Below are 16,345 nucleotides of genomic sequence, written 5' to 3'. Positions count from 1 at the left end.
TGGCTGTAATTATACAGCACTATGATACTGTTGATACTGATTATTCCCGGCATTATGACCGTTATTGTTCCTGGCTTGAGAAAATAAGTCCGTATCCGGCAGTTAAAGTCAATTCCCAGACAGGAAAGGATTATTTTTCCTTTGAGCAAAATGAGAAGTTAATCAGCGTTGCTGCTTCCTGCAATAAAAAGGTAGTGCATGAAACGCACCGGAATAAGTTTTCATTCGCCGCCCATATTACCCGGACGTATCTAATGAAGATACCTGAACTAGAGATTACGTTGGATGCTTCTCATTGGGTATGTGTGGCGGAATCTTATCTCGAAGATCAGGAAGCTGCCATGCAACTTGCACTAGAAAGGACAGAACATTTACACGCCAGGGTGGGTTATCCTGAAGGGCCTCAGGTACCTGATCCCCGCGTAAAAGAATGGGAATATGCGTTGAACAGGCACCTGTCGTGGTGGGATAAAGTAGCTGAAAGAAAGAGACGGGAGAATGGCTTCTTTACCATCACAACAGAGTTTGGCCCTTATCCTTATATGGTCAATGACCCTGTAACGGGGCGCCCGATTGCTGATCAGTGGGCGTTAAATGTGTATATGATGAATCTTTTGAAAGAGCGATATTATTATGCAGGGTGATTCTGCAGATATTTTACAAGGGTTGATTTATAAAAAATTTATGTAGCGATTAGTGGCAGTACTGCTGTTTACTGCTAACACATCAATCGAAGTAATAGATACAATGAATATAACTATGAAGCTATTAAAATTGATCATCTTTCTCCTCCTGCCGGTGTTTGCAATGGCGCAGATCAGTGCGGTGGATGCAGGAAAAGGAGCTGCCAGTAGTCGTGTTACCGATATTGTTATTGCTTTCAAGATGCATGTCGATATCGGGTATACAGATTGGGCAGAGGGGGTGTTGCAGAAGTATTCGGGACCTATGTTGGAAACAACACTGGATTTCATTGACCAGACTGCTTCCCTGCCAAAGAATGAGCGGTTTGTATGGACTATTCCCGCCTGGCCTTTGAAATATATGCTTGATAATTGCTCTCCCCGCAACAAGGAAAGGTTGGAGAATGCTATCAGGCAACAGCGTATCATTCCGCATGCATTGCCTTTCACGCTTGAGACGGAATCAAGCGATATGGAGAACCTTGTACGTGGATTGTCGATAGCAGATAGCATCAATTACCGTTTTGGATTAAAGCCTGCCCGCGACGCCAAGTTTACAGATGTGCCTGAGCATTCCTGGGTGATTCCAACCTTACTGAAAAACGCAGGAGTGGACATTTTGCATATTGGTTGCAATCCCGGGTCCACATCACCTGATGTGCCCACCTTATTCTGGTGGCAAGGACCGGATGGTTCAAAGTTACTCACCTTTTATTGGGCAAAGTACTATGGTTCCGGTATCTTACCGCCTACGGACTGGCCTTACAAAACGTGGCTGGCCATGATCCATACACATGAAAATACCGGTGCGCCCGATCCCCGGGGGGTAGCTGCTTTAATAAAGGAAGCGAGGGAAAAAATGCCTAATGCGCGCATACATATCGGACGGATTTCGGACTTCTACGACCTGCTGATGAAAGAAAAGCCGGAATTGCCAACCATCAAAGGAGATATGCCGGATACCTGGATCCACGGCTTTATGTCTATGCCAGAGGAAGTAAAGACCAACAAGGTTTTCCAGAGAGAAACCTATTTGACAGAGCAATTGAATACCCAAATGAATTTATGGAAAGGTAAAGATGTTTCAATTGACAAATATGTGAATACAGCTACAGAAAATATGTTGCTATTTGATGAGCACACCTTCGGTGCAGCTATTTCACACGGGCATCAACTTTTCTGGAAGTATGGCGACGACTTTAAAATTAATAAGGCTGAGGGTAATTATTATTTCCTGGAAAAGTCGTGGGAAGAGAAGGCCGCCTATACGAAACTAGCCGAAAAAGCAATATGGCCTATAAAGCGGAATCTGCTTTTTGAGCTAACGAAATCTGTAAAAGAGAAATCGCCACATGTGACCGTCTATAACTCGCTGCCCTGGCCAAGAAGTGGGCGTGTTAGCTTGTTTATGAGCTATTACGAAAACCCATCGCACCAGGCGCCACCGATCAAGGCTTTGAAAGATCTGGAAACGGGTAAAATAATTCCGGTATACCAGGACCACAACCTGCTTTCTTTTGATGCCACCGAAATCCCTGCAGGAGGGTATAAAACATTTGTTGTAGTTGAAAATACGGGAGAATTTTCATCAACGCTATCGGTGCGTGAGCAAAATAACGAGTTTGAAAACAAGTACTTCAAAATAACGATCAATCCATCTACGGGAACATTGCAGTCAATTATTGATAAACAGAATAACCGCGAGCTGGTGGATTCAAAGAGCAAGTATGCTTTTGGCGAGTATGTATACGAAAGATTGGGACAGGAGCAAGTGGAGGCCTATAACAATAATTATATAAAGCCTGGTAATGTTGAATGGGCTGGACAGGAATTTATCAGATTAAAGGAGCAGTTGCCTGATCTTCATTCCGTCCGGATCTCCGGGAAGTGCAATATAATAGAATGGCTAAAGAATGCCACTATGATTCGTGCCTCTGCTATGTGCCAGCTAAACGACAGCAGCGCGCAACAATATCTGGTAAATTATACGCTTTACGAGAATGAGCCTTACATTGAAATTACCATAGGCCTTGACGGAAAGAAGGGGATTCCCAATCCTGAAGCAGGCTGGATGGCGTTTCCCTTTGCGATGAACAAACCTGAATACCGGTTGTTGCGCACAGGCGGCATAGTAGATCCACAGAAAGACCTGGTGGGCAAAGCCAATCACGATTTTTATTTCCTTAATACTGCGATGGCCATGTATGATAAGAGCGGTGGTATTGGTTTAAACTGCCCATATACACCGGGGGTAAGCATTGATCAACCAGGCATAGGTGTTTTTTCCAAAACAAAAACGCTCAGTACAGGAACGGTGCTGTCCAATTTGTATAACAATGTTTGGGGCACCAACTTCACGGAGTGGGTAGAGGGATCTCATGCGGCGAAGTTTTATGTCTGGAGTTATAAGACCTATGATGCTGCATCCAATTTTATTACGCCTGCGGAGGAGACACGCACACCTTTGAGCGCAGCATTTTATGCCCCTACAAGTCTGGCATATGCCTACAACTATAAGACGACAGGGGAGTTGCCCAATATGCAGGGAGGTATCCGGCTTGACCGAAAGGGTATATTGGTTACTTCTTTCCTTAGAAACGGCAGCCAAACCATGATCCGGTTTTGGGAGGAAGCGGGTACCCCGGGAAAATGTAATGTAAAGCTTCCAGTGCAGGCCGTGTTCAAAAAGGCATACCCTTGCAATCTGAGAGGTGAACAGTTGGACGGAAACTATATTCCGGTTGTAAATAATTCCTTTTCATTTGAAATTGGCGCGAATCAGCCCCGGACATTTATTTTGAAATAGCCCCGGCGAGCTCAATAGCGACATCTTCAAATGAAGACGCTGGTGTAACGCAACTCAAAATTTTATTTCCGGAGTGCCGCTATTATACATAGTGGACAATAAGTAATATATCAACAAATAGATTGTAATGAAGATATTAAACATCTGCCTGTCGTTCTGTTTAACATTTATCCTGATTGGGTTTAATAGCTCAGCGCAGCAACCGACGTTCAGGATAGCTCAGGAAGAGTCGGGCCTTCCATTTCCCAGTAATCTGGAATGTACATCTACAAGCATTTACCGCTATTGTAAAGATGGCAAACCAGGAAGGGAAGTGATATTGACGTTTCAAGGGAGCAATTTATATCAATCTTCAGAAATTGAAGTTACGGTTGACGGGCGGACAGAAACTACTTCATTTCCCTTTAACAAAAACGGCTATAAAACAGTAAAGGTCACGCTACCATCGAAGGTTGGTGTAGAGAAGGAGATACAGGTGTTTATAAAATTGAAATCGGGCAGTAGGGTCATACGAAGATCATTTGTTTTACCTAAACAAAGACAATGGACTGTTTATATATTCCCTCATTCGCATGTAGATATTGGATATACGAACACTCAGGCTAATGTGGAGATTATTCACAAGCGGAATCTTGTCAACGCGATGAAACTTGCGAAGGAAACGTCAAGTTATCCGGAGGGGGCAAGGTATGTTTGGAATCCGGAAGTTGTCTGGCCAGTTGAGCGGTATTTAAAGAATGCAAGCCCAGCTGAAAAAAGTGAATTATTAGATGCTATCCGGAATGGGTATATACATTTAGATGCCGGATATATAAACGACAACACAAGTATTACAGCTGGCGAAGAATTTCCGAGATACTTTGGAGATGCAAAGAGTCTGGAGAAATTGACAGGTGTTCCGGTAAATACAATTGTTCAGGTGGATGTCCCTGGTATGACATGGGGAATTGTTCCAATGGCTGCCCAGTTTGGGATCAAGTATATTTTTGCACCTTTCAATGGATCAGATCGAACTGGATTAGCTGATAAATTTAGTTTCAAGCCATTTTGGTGGATTGGGCAGGATGGAACTTCAAAGGTATTGTTTCTTCAGCCCGGAGATTACACTCCCGGAGCAAGAGCAAAAGGGCATAAATATTGGCCATTAATGGCTGGTCAGAAAGATCCTGATAAATTATTGCAGATCGTCAAAACGGATCACCCCCGTGAAAACTTCATTGACGGTTATTTGTGGTCAAAACTCAAAGAACTTGAAGGGGATAAGGATTATCCCTATGATTTATTTCCAATGACATGGGCAATGGCGGATAATACGCCTATAGATGCCGATCTGCCTGACGCGGTGAAAAGCTGGAATGAAGAATATGCGTTTCCCCGTTTGGTGATCTCGAGCTCGACAGATATTATGTCGGCATTTGAGAAAAAATATGGAGCTGTTATTCCTTCATACAGGGGAGATTTTACTGAATATTGGACAGATGGTTTGGGTACAGCTGCAAAAGAGACAGCTATGAACCGTAATTCCAAGGAGCGGCTGATTCAAGCCGATATGCTCTGGTCTATGCTTCATCATGGCGAAAAAGCGCCCCGCAGGGAGCTTAATGAAGCCTGGCGTAATGTGTTGATGGGTTCAGAGCATACCTGGTGTTATATGAATCCTAAGCAGGACGATATGCAGAACGAAATATGGAAAGTGAAGCAGCTTTTTTTTAAAACTGCTGAAGACAGTAGTATACAGCTGCTTTCAAATTCACTGAAACCATTATCAACTGACACGTCAAACATTATTGCTGTATTTAATACGCTTTCCTGGCAACGAAGTGGATTAATTACACTTACAAAAGACCAAAGTAAAGGGATCTTCTCTGTTATGGATGAGCATAATAAAACTATTGTCTCCCAACGATTAAGCACGGGTGAATTGGTGTTTATGGCTTCTGATATTCCAGCATTAGGTGCAAAGAACTATCTATTAAGTACAAAGAAGACAGCGATTTCTAAGGGGAAAATGGCAAACGGCAATACCTTGGAGAATGGTTTGCTTAAAGTCTTGATTGATCCCGTAACCGGAGATATTGTTAGTATAAAAGATAAAACGGGAAATGATTTTGTCAGTAAGAATGATGCCAGTAAAGTTAACAGCTTCAGATATCTGGCCGGAAGCGGAAAGCCTGCCTCCAGCGGGCCACAGTATGCTGTCGATAATAATGCATCCTTAAATAACTCAGCAAAGAGTACCGCAAAAGCTACAGGGCCGACAATGGTAAAGACAATGATTAAAGAGAACGGGCCGCTGGTAGCATCGATACTGATAGAATCGAAAGCAGAAGGTTGCAATGTATTAATCCGGGAAGTTCGTGTTACTTCGGGTAACCCTGAAATTGAAATAGATAATTTAGTAGATAAAATAGCAACAACGCAAAAAGAAGGCGTTCATTTTGGCTTTGCTTTCGATATTCCGGACGGACGTACACGGATGGATATTCCCTGGGGTGTGGTAGAAATTGAGGCAGATCAGCTTCCTGCTGCAAACCGTAACTGGATCGGTATTCAACGTTGGCTTGATATATCCAATGGAGATAAGGGCGTAAGCTGGTGTTCACTGGATGCTCCTGTTTTTGAAAGTGGTAATATGACAGCCAATATTATCGGAGGTGCTTTTCACTCTCCTGAATGGATTCAACATTTGCCTTTGAGTTCAACAATATATTCATGGGCGCTTAATAATCATTGGCACACAAATTTTCCACTTTTTCAGGAAGGAAAATTGAGGTTTCGTTATCGGATACTGCCGCATCAACATGGGTATGATGCCGTTAAAGCTAACCGCTTTGGACTTGAGCAGTCGCAACCACTAGTCGCTACCCCTGTTAAAGAAAGAGCCAACATTAAGCCCTTAGTTAAAATAGATAATGATAAGATATTTATATCAGTTGTTAAAACATCTGCAGATGGTAATTCTATGATTATCCGGCTTCGTTCATTATCCGAAAAACCAGAAAGCGTAACCCTTACCTTTCCTTCATTTGTACCGAAATCTGTACGAACCTGCATTGCGGATGAAGTACCGGGTGAAGAAATTGGAGGTGAAGTTAATATGTTGCCGTATGGAATAGCAACGTTAATAATAGAATAAGTGTAATGGCTTAATGCTTTATATTTAAGTTTTCCTATAACAGGATTACAGAAACTTCTGATCCGTTTAAAGTCATGTTTTTAGTTGAGAGCGTTTTATTTTGCCTATAAAATAATGAATTACCAGGGCGAGTATAGTCCAGTAGAAAGCAAGGCCGATAACCAAAAATGGAGGTGGCGGATCCGGCAAATTGAGAAGAGGAAGCATGGGGCCTACCAAAACAATTTTGATGGGATATAGCATTGCGGATACGACGCTTTTCCACCCTGTTAGTGATTCTGTGCTCAGAAAAGATGTTCCGCTTTCGGGAAGGAGCCGGACGACTGAGCGAAAAATTACGTTATAAATAAAAAGGAAGGCAAACCCGGCAATGAGGAAAAAGGAAACGAATTTTATTCTTGAAGTTTTCATGATTTTGTTTTTTGGGATTGAGAAAAAATACTTTGCTATGTAAAGTAAATGAAAGTACTTTGTATTTCAAAGTGAATTAACAAAAACTATTCAAAATTGGCTCTCACGGCCATACAGGGATACTTTTGTGTGCACTTCTCTCCTGTGATCCTACCAGTGTCCTGAGTTTCCAGATAGCCAGAATGATGGGTTTTTATAGCTTTTAGCTCTTACTCTTTGTCTAAAGAATAAGAGCTAAAAGCTATTGTCTGGTACCCTACCAGCCTTTATTATTCGGACGCAGATTAGGATTGGCAAGTATTTCGGCCTGTGGCACGGGCAGGTAGTAATAAAGATCTGCCGGTTGTAATGTAGTACCGTCTGAGCCGCCGGTGTCTTCCTGGTTGCGTTCAATGGGTAGCCCCATTCGTTTCAGATCGTAATATCTGTGTCCTTCGAAGGGCAGTTCGCGGAAGCGTTCCAGCAGGATTTCCTGTTGCAGTTGCTGCTGATCTTTGAAGGATTGCGGCACATAATTGCGGATGCGTTTGCTGCGCAGGGTATTCAGATCTGTTGCGGCGGCCGCTATGTCACCTTGTTGCAGCAAGGCTTCGGCACGGATAAGATACATCTCCGATACGCGGAACATTTTTAGGTCGTTGAGGTTTTCTGCACCCTGAGCACCGGCATATTTTTTAATGACATCACCTGGTTGACCGTTGCTGACAAGCGTTTCGTCGTAATCAAAATAACAGGGATACCGGATGTCATTTACTTTATCGTAGGTATTCAGGAGTTTGCGGGAAGGCGCAAAGTATACTACGCCCAGTGATATGTTCTTCCAGATGTCGCCTGGTCTGAGGCTACTGCTACTGTTACGTTTCAGTCTGAAGAGCACTTCTGCATCACTTTGGTCTGTCCATATTTTTGGGAACTCTTCCGGTGCTGCGAGCGGAACATTGTCTGTTACTTTGCCTGCGCTTTCCGCAGCCACTCCCCAGTTACGGGTATACAGCGCGGCCCTGGCGCGCAATGCATATACTGCGTTTTGCTGCATGCGTGTAATATCCTTCCCGTCATCTATGAGTGTCAGTGCGGTTGTGACATCCTTATTCATCTCACTAAAAAAATCTGCTGCTGTTGGCCTTCCCGGTTTATTATCAATGTTGGAGACGGTTACATAAGGCACAGCCCATGTGGCAGCATCATATATCCCGGCATAACTGTAGTTGCGGTACAATTCAAAGTGCTCAAAGGCACGGATTGCCAGGAGTTCGCCTTTCATGTGCTGCTTTGTTTTCTCATCTGTCTGTGAGGTAGCTGGTACCTTGTCAATGCCTTCCAGTAACCGGTTGGCCCGGTTGATAACCTGGTAGGCATTGACCCAGGGATCTGTGATTTCTTTGTCGGCTGCTGCATAGGACCAGCGGAAGAGATTTTGTGCAGAACCGTTTACGCCGGCATTCTTAGGTCCTATGCTGCATTCATCGGCCATTACGGAGCCGGTCCGCAACGTGTTTTCTGCCTGCCAGTCGGCGTAGACGCCCAGTACTGCTTTGTTCAAGGTTTGTACGGAAGAGAATATTTTGCTTTCATCCACCTGGTCAACAGGTTTTACATCCAGCATGCGTGAGCAGGAAGATATGCCTGCGCTTATTCCTATGGCAGCAAGCGTATGGAGAAGATATCGTTTGGTCATGTGATGATTACTTTAGAAGGTTACATTAATACCGCCGGAAATAGTGCGCGGCATGGGATATTCATATTGTGCTATGTCGTTCGCATCTTCCGGATCAAAGCCGCGCCATTTCATGATGGACAGTAGGTTCTGGCCTGTGGCAAATACCTTGATCTGGCGTACATGGCGCGACATTCCTTTTGTTACCGGGATGTTGTAGCCAACCGTTACGTTCCTCAGCTTTATATAGTCTGCACTGGTAATATCGCGGGATGTGAAGTAGGTGGCGTATTGTGCACCCGGGTATTTGCTGATGTCGCCGGGTTTCTGCCAGATGCTCAGCATGTCTCTGGACTGGCTATAGTAGCGGTAATTGGGATCGCCGGAGTGTGCGTACATGTCGGGGTAGTTGAGCCTTGACATACCATGAATGAAACTCACCAGCATGGATAATTCGAAACGCTTGTAGCGTAAGCTGGCGGTAGCGCCGCCAATTAATGGCGGATCATATTTTGCTTTCAGGGGCACTGCGTCATCTGCGTTGTAGGTGTTGGTTTCGTTGCCGTTTTTGTCCAGGTATACAGGTGCGCCTGTTTGTGGGTCTACACCTTTCCATCTTACTGCACGGAATGTACCTAGCGGGAGTCCTGGTTTATTGATGGTGGCTTCATCGGCGAAGATCTGCTGTTCATCTCCCAGGCTCAGGATTCTGTTCTGGTTGTAGGCGATATTAAGCCCCAGGGTGAATGTGAGACCTTTTTGCTTGATGATATCTCCTTCCAGCATCAGTTCTATGCCGCGGTTACGCACCTTGCCGGCATTGGATGCGATGGTAGAAAAGCCGGTGGTGAGCGAGAGATTGCGATTGATGAACAGGCCGTTGGTAACGCGATTGTATACATCTATTTCACCACGCAGACGATTGTGAAAGAAGCCAAATTCCAAGCCTATATCGCTGATGCGATTGGTTTCCCAGTTATAGAAAGGATTGCCGGGTGTTTGGGGCGTCAGCGCTTTGCTGCCGCCATAGAGCGCTGCGCCGTACAGCGTTCTGAAACCGTAATCGCTTGCGAAGCCGCCGGCATTACCGGTGAGCCCGTAGCTGGCCCTCAACCGCAGGGTGCTGAAGGTATGTACATCCTGCATAAACTGCTCTGCCAGCAAGTTCCAGCTGCCGCCAATGGCATAGAAGAATTTGTACCGGTTGATTGCTGGTACCTGTGAGGAGCCATCGCGGCGCAGGCTGGCAGAAATCGTATATCTGTCTCCGTTAGAGTAACGGAATAAAGCGATCTGCGAGATGAGCAGCCTGTTGGGCGGTATTTTATAGTCGATCGTCGGAATGAAGTTATTATCGCCGGTACCGGGAGTAATGCCGGCGGGTGTTTTAGGCAGTTCAGCAGTGAGTCCGAAACCGGTGAAGCCGAAGTTGCTGCCGGTGATTTTATTGATTTCGGCGAGGAGGTTGGCTTCTATTTCGTGTTTACCCCACTGTTTATTGTAACGCAGGCCGCCGGTGCTCACGAGTCCGAGCCTGGAGGCCAGGTTCTTCTTGTAATAGCCCTGGTTGCCGTTGGGAACCATTTGTCCGTACCATGAATCGGGGCTCAGGTAATCTGTGCGGGTAGTTTGCTGGAAATCCATTCCCACTGTACCTGTTAGCTGGAATTCATTATTGAGCTGCGCGGTTTCTTTGAAAGACATCACGCCTTTTATCTGGTTGTCTTTGAGCAGTGTATTGGCATACGCATCCAGGGCATTGGCGCCGTAGCGGCCGGGGCCAGGCTTTCCATATGGTGATTCATAAGGGAGTGCGTAATACAAGGCCGCGATGGGATTTTTTTCTGTGATGCCGCCACCGCCAACAGCAGCGCCACCTTCAGCGGCAACACCTTCATCCGGGATATATTTTACGGCAGCTGTAGAGATGCCCATATTCAGTGTTGATTTAAAACGCCCGCTTCTGTTCTGGATGTTGGCGCGGAGGCTGTAACGTTCCATGCCGGAGTTAAGTGCAATGCCTTCCTGGTTGAAGTAACCGGCAGACAGATAAAATGTGGTGTGCTCGCTGCCGCCGGAAACATTGAGTGCATGCGATTGTATACGCCCGTTGCGTAACAGGTATTTACGCCAGTCTGTGTTGATGTTGCGGAGGCTGTCGAGGTACCGGTCGCCATATTGATAATCGGCATCTGTTTTAGGGATTGCGATGCCATTCACCATTTTCTCCGGATTGTTGCGGGAGTAGGCCCAGCCGGGCATCCCGGGATCTTTGAGTATCTCTTCGAATTGCAGGCGTTCGTTGGTGTTCATCATATCCCATTTGCTGCTGTTGAGCATAGATACGCCAAACTGGTTACGGTAGTTCACGCGCACTTTGCCATCTTCCCAGGCTTTTCCTTTTTTGGTGGTGATTACAATAACACCGTTGGCAGCGCGGGAGCCGTATTGGGCTGTAGCTGCTGCGTCTTTAAGTACGCTGATGGTCTCAAAGTCGTCGGGGTTCAATGCTGCAAAGGAATTGTTGCTCACCGGTACGCCATCTACCACATAAAGTGGGTTCACGTCTCCGTTGATGGAGCCGAGGCCGCGGATAGATACCCTGCCGGCTTCTCCGGGCTGACCGGTGGGCGTGCCTACATATAGTCCTGGTGCACGGCCTTGCAGCATTACGTCGAACGAGCCTACAGGCGCCTGGGTGACTACCGCAGCGGGCAAGCTGGTAACGGCGCCGATTGTGCGTGATTTACTCTGTTGTGTATAGCCAGTGATCACAACGGATGAAAGCGCCCTTGCGGCGGAGGACAACATGATATGCAATGTTTGCTGTTCCGGAGAGGGTGTGACAATGGTTTCATCATACCCGATATAGGAAAGGCGCAGGCTTTCTTTGCCGGAGATCTTAATCGTGAAAGCGCCATTGGCATCAGTGGCTGTGCCTTTCTGTGTACCGGCTACCTTTATGGAGACGCCGGGTAGCGGCTGTTGCGTGAGCGAGTCAGTCACCGTGCCTTTCACTACCCGCTCCTGTGCCATGTCTGCCAATGCATACAGTAATGCTGTACAAAACAGGATAATAGATTTCATGTGCATAACGAAAATGTAATTTGCTGGCAAAGCTAGGACGGCGGTATTGGGGGCTGCTTAACGCGAGGTTGAAGAATGGTTAGAAAGAGGTTAGGATTTTCTAATGCAGACTGTGATTTTTTTGATTTATGTGATTGACCTGATGAGCGAAGATAGGGGTGGGATTTTGTGACTGACCCGATGAACGAAGATCAGAAAAGCGGGATATAGCGCAAATTCCCCCTTCATTAGTCGCTTTAGCCCCGTGCAAGAGTGGGGTGGGTAGTTTACATTTGAGTAACAAATCTTTTAATCATGCGAAAATTGATGATGAAAATGTCGGTCTCCCTGGATGGGTTTGTGGCCGAAACCAATGGTAATCTCAAGTGGATGTTCAAGTCTACGGATGAAGCGTCAACGGCCTGGGTTGCGGGGCTTTGCGGGACGGCAGGGTTGCATATTATGGGCACCAAGACCTTTCAGAGTATGGGGCCTTACTGGCCAACTTCTACCGGGCCGTTTACTGCGCCGATGAACGAGGCCCCCAAGGCTGTCTTCACCAGAAAAGGATTTACACCCGGGAGTATTTTCCCCCACGCGGAACTGTCGCCTGCAGAAACGTCCTGGGCCCAGGCACGGGTTTTTGACGGTGATCTTGCCACAGGTATCACGGAACTCAAATCTGAGCCAGGGAAACCTATCTTAGCACATGGGGGCGCCGAGTTTATGCGGAGCCTGATCGCGACAGGTCTTATGGATGAATATCATATTGTCACGCATCCGATAATATTGGGGGCCGGGATGCCGATATTTAACGGTCTTCTGACACCGCTTGATCTGAAACTGGTTGATGTGAAGGTTTTCTCAGGAGGAGTTGTGGCACATACTTATCATCCGGCGTAAGATTTTTAAGGGTTATATTATTTGTTGTCCTGCCGGAGAATTTTCTACCTTCGCCCTGTCCTTTTATTTTTAATATTAACTTAGCCGGACAGGAGTGTAAGAAAACAACAAATAGTTTAACCCATGTCGGAACCAGTCGCCATTTTTGCCAAAGTACCCATCTCTGAAAAATCCTATAAATCATATCTTAGAACGGCTCCCGTAGCTGATCTTGCGGCTTTTGTCTTTCAGGAGCTGGATCAGCCCAATAATGATTTTTACGTTTTCCGTTATATAAAGAAGGAAGGATTTTTATTTGCTTTCTTCTGCTTCAATTACGGGAACATTACCTGGCTGGCGGGAGAAGAATCGCCCGTAATGAAAGCGTTGCAGAAGCTTGCTACTTATGCAGATACCACAGATACAGGGTATATAGTAGCCTCCAATGATGCGCTCAATCTTCCGAAGGAGTCCGTGACAGTAGCTTACGCCGTTAATGGAAAAGGTTATACGAAGATAGACGACGTGCCGGATGCTGACTGGAAACAAATGGGGAAAGATATAGGCGTACACTTTTTCAAAAAGGTGAGTGGTGATTTTCCCAGCGAGTTTAATAAAGGGCGTATTGTGGAACCGGCCATCGTGAAAAAATGCAGGGCACTGGCTGAGAAGAAGCGGAAGGAGGAAGTATTGAAGAACCTGCACATCGCCAGTTTTACATCACCTATCCATTTCTTTGGCGACTACTATTATAACGGCAGATATGTTTATGCAGTAATGCACGGAAGGCCTGTATTCCTGAAAGGGGTGAATGCCAGTGCATTCCGTCAGACGCCCTATGGCGCATCTGATGGCCAGTATGCAGTGGTGGGTGGTACGGCAGTGCTCACAGATACCGGCACTTTTAAGAAATTGCAGAAGGTGGAGACGGTGTTTTATAAGTCAGCCACCGGTGTGTATGACGATAAACTGCATCTTATTCCCGGCGCTGACCCGGCTACTTTTACGGTAGTGGATGAGTATCATGCTGTGGATGCTGCCAATATCTATTTTAACCGCATCGTTATTCCTAAAGTAACAATCGGCAACTACACAATGGATACCAGTGGATATTACTGGATGAATGTGCTCCTGATGGGAGAAAAAGCTGTGTACGTGGGTCCGGAGAAAATAGCTGTGGATGCGGCTACTTTCAGGGTACTGGATTTTCCGGATAAAAGCTACAGTAATTACCGTTTTCTTGCTATCGCGGCAGATAAAGATGGTACCATTATCCTGTACAGGGATACTCTGAAGGCCGACAGGCCATTGCAGCTGATCAGGAATGAAGATACAGCGGGCTTTATTGCTACTGTCAAAGCGGGAGTAGCAACGCATTTTGAGACGGTTGGTCAGCGTGATCCTGAGTTACCCGGTACAGCAGAGAATACACATGAAGACTATGAAATTTTCACTGCCTGGGCTGCACAGTACTTTGATGAATATTACAACCTACATCGCCAGGGGTATGATTTTTATGTGCGCATCAATAATTATTTCTATGCCTGCTTCCAGGAAAAGCATTATGATGACATACTGCGGATGTATGATAAGGTAAAAGATAATGCCTGGGTCAATCCATACCTGTTTCATCATACGGCCTGCTGCTATGCCAGGCTGGGCGAAACGAAAAAGGCCGTAGATGAGGTGCGTAAAGCCCTGGTGTATGGTTATGAGGAGATGGAAAAGTTATGGGCAGATGAAGACCTGGAATCCCTGCGTGACGATACTTATTACCAGACGCTGCATCATTACTGGGAAGAGAATAAATTTTCTTCCGTTACTATAGAGCTGATGGAGGAAATTGTGAAATTGCCCGTCGCCTCGGATGCGTGTCATTACCTGATGCAGCGGTTGATTAAAAGGGTGTATTTCCCGGACCCTTCAACAGTTGTGATAACCCAGGATACACCTGAACAAACGGCTTACCTCATCCGGTATAAGGAGTTGCTGGTTATTATATACGATCAGTACTTTATGCCGAATACCTATAGCTGGGGACTGGAAATGTTGTATACGGGGTATAAGGATCATCCGTCTTTGCCAGTACGCATACATGCAGAGATGTTTAATAAAGCCTTCGGGGAGGCGCATTTTTTCATAGTGCGTGAAGAATACCTGAAAACGTGTCTGGAAATAGCGGCCCGTGTAAAAGCTGCAATAGCGCGTATTACAGATGAAGAGAAGAAGGTAGCCGTCATCAATATGGTAACGGAGATGCCTATGCTGGATTACGTGTTACACGAGCTTATACCGGAAACAACAGCCTGAATTCAGTTCCCTGACCCAGGACTGAACTTACCTCTATTTTTCCGTTGTGGAGCCTCACAATTTTTTCTGCCAATGAAAGCCCGATGCCGAAGCCTGTATAGGTAATGGCATTGGCGCTGCGGTAGAAGGGCTGGAATATTTTATGCAGATCGCTTTGCGGAATACCGATGCCCTGATCACGCACGGTGATGATGATGTTGTCTGTTGTTACATCCAGTTCACAGTGTACCTCTTTTTTCCCTGAAAACTTAATAGCATTTTTAATGATGTTACCCAGTGCGATAAAGAGCAGATAGCGGTTGCCCTGGATGGTAACTTTTTGCGGATTGTTGAAGGCGTGGTAATGGAGCGTTACCTTGCCGATGGCGCCTTTATTACCCCATTCATCGGCGGCTTCCCAAAGCAGCTCGTCCAGCCTTACAGGCTGCAGTTCGTTGCTGTCTATATTGGCCTGTACCAGTTCCAGCAAGCTGTTAATAATAGCATTGAGACGCGTGGCATCTTCTATCACATTGTGCAGGGTGGTTTTATATTCCTGTGTTTGCCGGTCTTGCATCAGGGTGATTTCGGCTTCACCGATGATGGAGGAGATGGGCGTTCTCAGCTCATGGGAAGCATTGGCAATAAATGAGCGTTGCGCTTCGAATGATTGTTCCAGGTGTTCGAGGAGGTTGTTGATAGTGGTACTCAACTCTGTTATTTCATCGCGCTTACCCTTGTTGATGTGCAGCCGTTTATCCAGGCTGGAGGCCCGTATGATGCGTACGTTGCTGATGATGCGTGAGATGGGGGAGAGGGCGATGCGTGCAAATATCCGGCCCAGCAGATAGGTGATGAGGAGCGAGCAGCCGTATCCCAGCAGCATGATCCATCTCAGTTCCTTCATGTGTTCGAGGCCGTTCATGTCGTATGCGGCGGCTATCACGCTGAAGTTACCGGAGTTGTCTTCATAATAGAGGCCAGCCACTTGCAGTTCATTTTCTTCAAAGTGTATATGCTTTTCCGTTATTACCCGCCGGATCACTTCTTTGTTCCATTTTACAGAATCTTCACGGATGAAGGCGGGCTGGTAGCGGTCGTTGTAGATGCGGATGCTTTCCCGGGCCAGTGACCGGGGATAGTTGCGCAGTACTTTACTGAAGTTTTCTTCGGAGAGATTGTCTTCAGCGAGATAGAACTGTGCTGTGGTGGTGGCGCGATCTTCCAGCTTATCATAAAAGCTTTTCTTCCTGTTGTGTTCCACCAGGAGATAGATACTTACCAGCAGTACGAGAAGCACCACGGAGAACATGAGTGTGAACTGGAGAGACAGGCGGTCGCGTATTTTCATGTTGAGTTGCATTCAACTTATTCTTTTAAAACATATCCAACGCCGATCACGGTGTGTATGAGCT

Annotated in this window: 9 protein-coding genes; 5 read left to right on the top strand and 4 right to left on the bottom strand. The window is 46.1% G+C overall.

What is annotated here, in order from left to right; translation table 11 throughout:
* The 3 genes from VM802_RS07100 to VM802_RS07090 form a co-directional block, all read left to right on the top strand.
* The coding region (locus VM802_RS07100) for a sugar phosphate isomerase/epimerase (RefSeq protein ID WP_325529125.1) at window positions 1-644 on the top strand (644 nt) is incomplete at its 5' end.
* A gap of 115 nt (window positions 645-759) precedes the next feature.
* Complete coding sequence (locus VM802_RS07095) at window positions 760-3,489, top strand: glycoside hydrolase family 38 N-terminal domain-containing protein (protein WP_325529124.1); 2,730 nt, start codon at window positions 760-762, stop codon at window positions 3,487-3,489.
* A 127-nt stretch (window positions 3,490-3,616) separates the two neighbouring features.
* Complete coding sequence (locus VM802_RS07090) at window positions 3,617-6,625, top strand: glycoside hydrolase family 38 N-terminal domain-containing protein (protein WP_325529123.1); 3,009 nt, start codon at window positions 3,617-3,619, stop codon at window positions 6,623-6,625.
* 72 nt (window positions 6,626-6,697) lie between these two features.
* Here VM802_RS07090 and VM802_RS07085 read toward each other — a convergent pair whose 3' ends face one another.
* From VM802_RS07085 to VM802_RS07075, 3 genes are all read right to left on the bottom strand, one after another.
* Window positions 6,698-7,036: a hypothetical protein gene (locus VM802_RS07085; RefSeq protein WP_325529122.1), complete on the bottom strand. Its 339-nt coding sequence runs from the start codon at window positions 7,034-7,036 to the stop codon at window positions 6,698-6,700.
* Window positions 7,037-7,292: 256 nt separating this feature from the next.
* Entirely contained in the window at window positions 7,293-8,714 is a 1,422-nt protein-coding gene (locus tag VM802_RS07080; RefSeq protein WP_325529121.1) for a RagB/SusD family nutrient uptake outer membrane protein, read from the bottom strand.
* A 12-nt stretch (window positions 8,715-8,726) separates the two neighbouring features.
* Entirely contained in the window at window positions 8,727-11,786 is a 3,060-nt protein-coding gene (locus tag VM802_RS07075) for a SusC/RagA family TonB-linked outer membrane protein (protein ID WP_325529120.1), read from the bottom strand.
* A 288-nt stretch (window positions 11,787-12,074) separates the two neighbouring features.
* Here VM802_RS07075 and VM802_RS07070 point away from each other — a divergent pair, with 288 nt between their 5' ends.
* Both VM802_RS07070 and VM802_RS07065 read left to right on the top strand, forming a co-directional pair.
* Complete coding sequence (locus tag VM802_RS07070; protein WP_325529119.1) at window positions 12,075-12,662, top strand: dihydrofolate reductase family protein; 588 nt, start codon at window positions 12,075-12,077, stop codon at window positions 12,660-12,662.
* Between the two features lie 123 nt (window positions 12,663-12,785).
* A complete protein-coding gene (locus VM802_RS07065) occupies window positions 12,786-14,951 on the top strand; it encodes a TPR end-of-group domain-containing protein (RefSeq protein ID WP_325529118.1) in 2,166 nt (721 codons plus the stop codon).
* Here VM802_RS07065 and VM802_RS07060 read toward each other — a convergent pair.
* Entirely contained in the window at window positions 14,929-16,293 is a 1,365-nt protein-coding gene (locus VM802_RS07060) for a sensor histidine kinase (protein WP_325529117.1), read from the bottom strand. The genes VM802_RS07065 and VM802_RS07060 overlap by 23 nt on opposite strands.
* Between the last annotated feature and the right edge of the window lie 52 nt (window positions 16,294-16,345).

Origin of the sequence: Chitinophaga sp. (genome assembly GCF_035538455.1) — a bacterium.
Classification (GTDB): Bacteria; Bacteroidota; Bacteroidia; order Chitinophagales; family Chitinophagaceae; genus Chitinophaga.
The sequence above is the reverse complement of the archived record's forward strand: the minus strand, read 5'-3'. Positions and strand labels throughout refer to the sequence as shown.

What these genes read in the sequence shown, in the direction of transcription:
- VM802_RS07095 (WP_325529124.1), top strand. Translation starts at nt 760, where the DNA reads ATGAAGCTATTAAAATTGATCATCTTTCTCCTCCTGCCGGTGTTTGCA.
- VM802_RS07090 (WP_325529123.1), top strand. Translation starts at nt 3,617, where the DNA reads ATGAAGATATTAAACATCTGCCTGTCGTTCTGTTTAACATTTATCCTG.
- VM802_RS07085 (WP_325529122.1), bottom strand. Translation starts at nt 7,036, where the DNA reads ATGAAAACTTCAAGAATAAAATTCGTTTCCTTTTTCCTCATTGCCGGG.
- VM802_RS07080 (WP_325529121.1), bottom strand. Translation starts at nt 8,714, where the DNA reads ATGACCAAACGATATCTTCTCCATACGCTTGCTGCCATAGGAATAAGC.
- VM802_RS07075 (WP_325529120.1), bottom strand. Translation starts at nt 11,786, where the DNA reads ATGCACATGAAATCTATTATCCTGTTTTGTACAGCATTACTGTATGCA.
- VM802_RS07070 (WP_325529119.1), top strand. Translation starts at nt 12,075, where the DNA reads ATGCGAAAATTGATGATGAAAATGTCGGTCTCCCTGGATGGGTTTGTG.
- VM802_RS07065 (WP_325529118.1), top strand. Translation starts at nt 12,786, where the DNA reads ATGTCGGAACCAGTCGCCATTTTTGCCAAAGTACCCATCTCTGAAAAA.
- VM802_RS07060 (WP_325529117.1), bottom strand. Translation starts at nt 16,293, where the DNA reads ATGCAACTCAACATGAAAATACGCGACCGCCTGTCTCTCCAGTTCACA.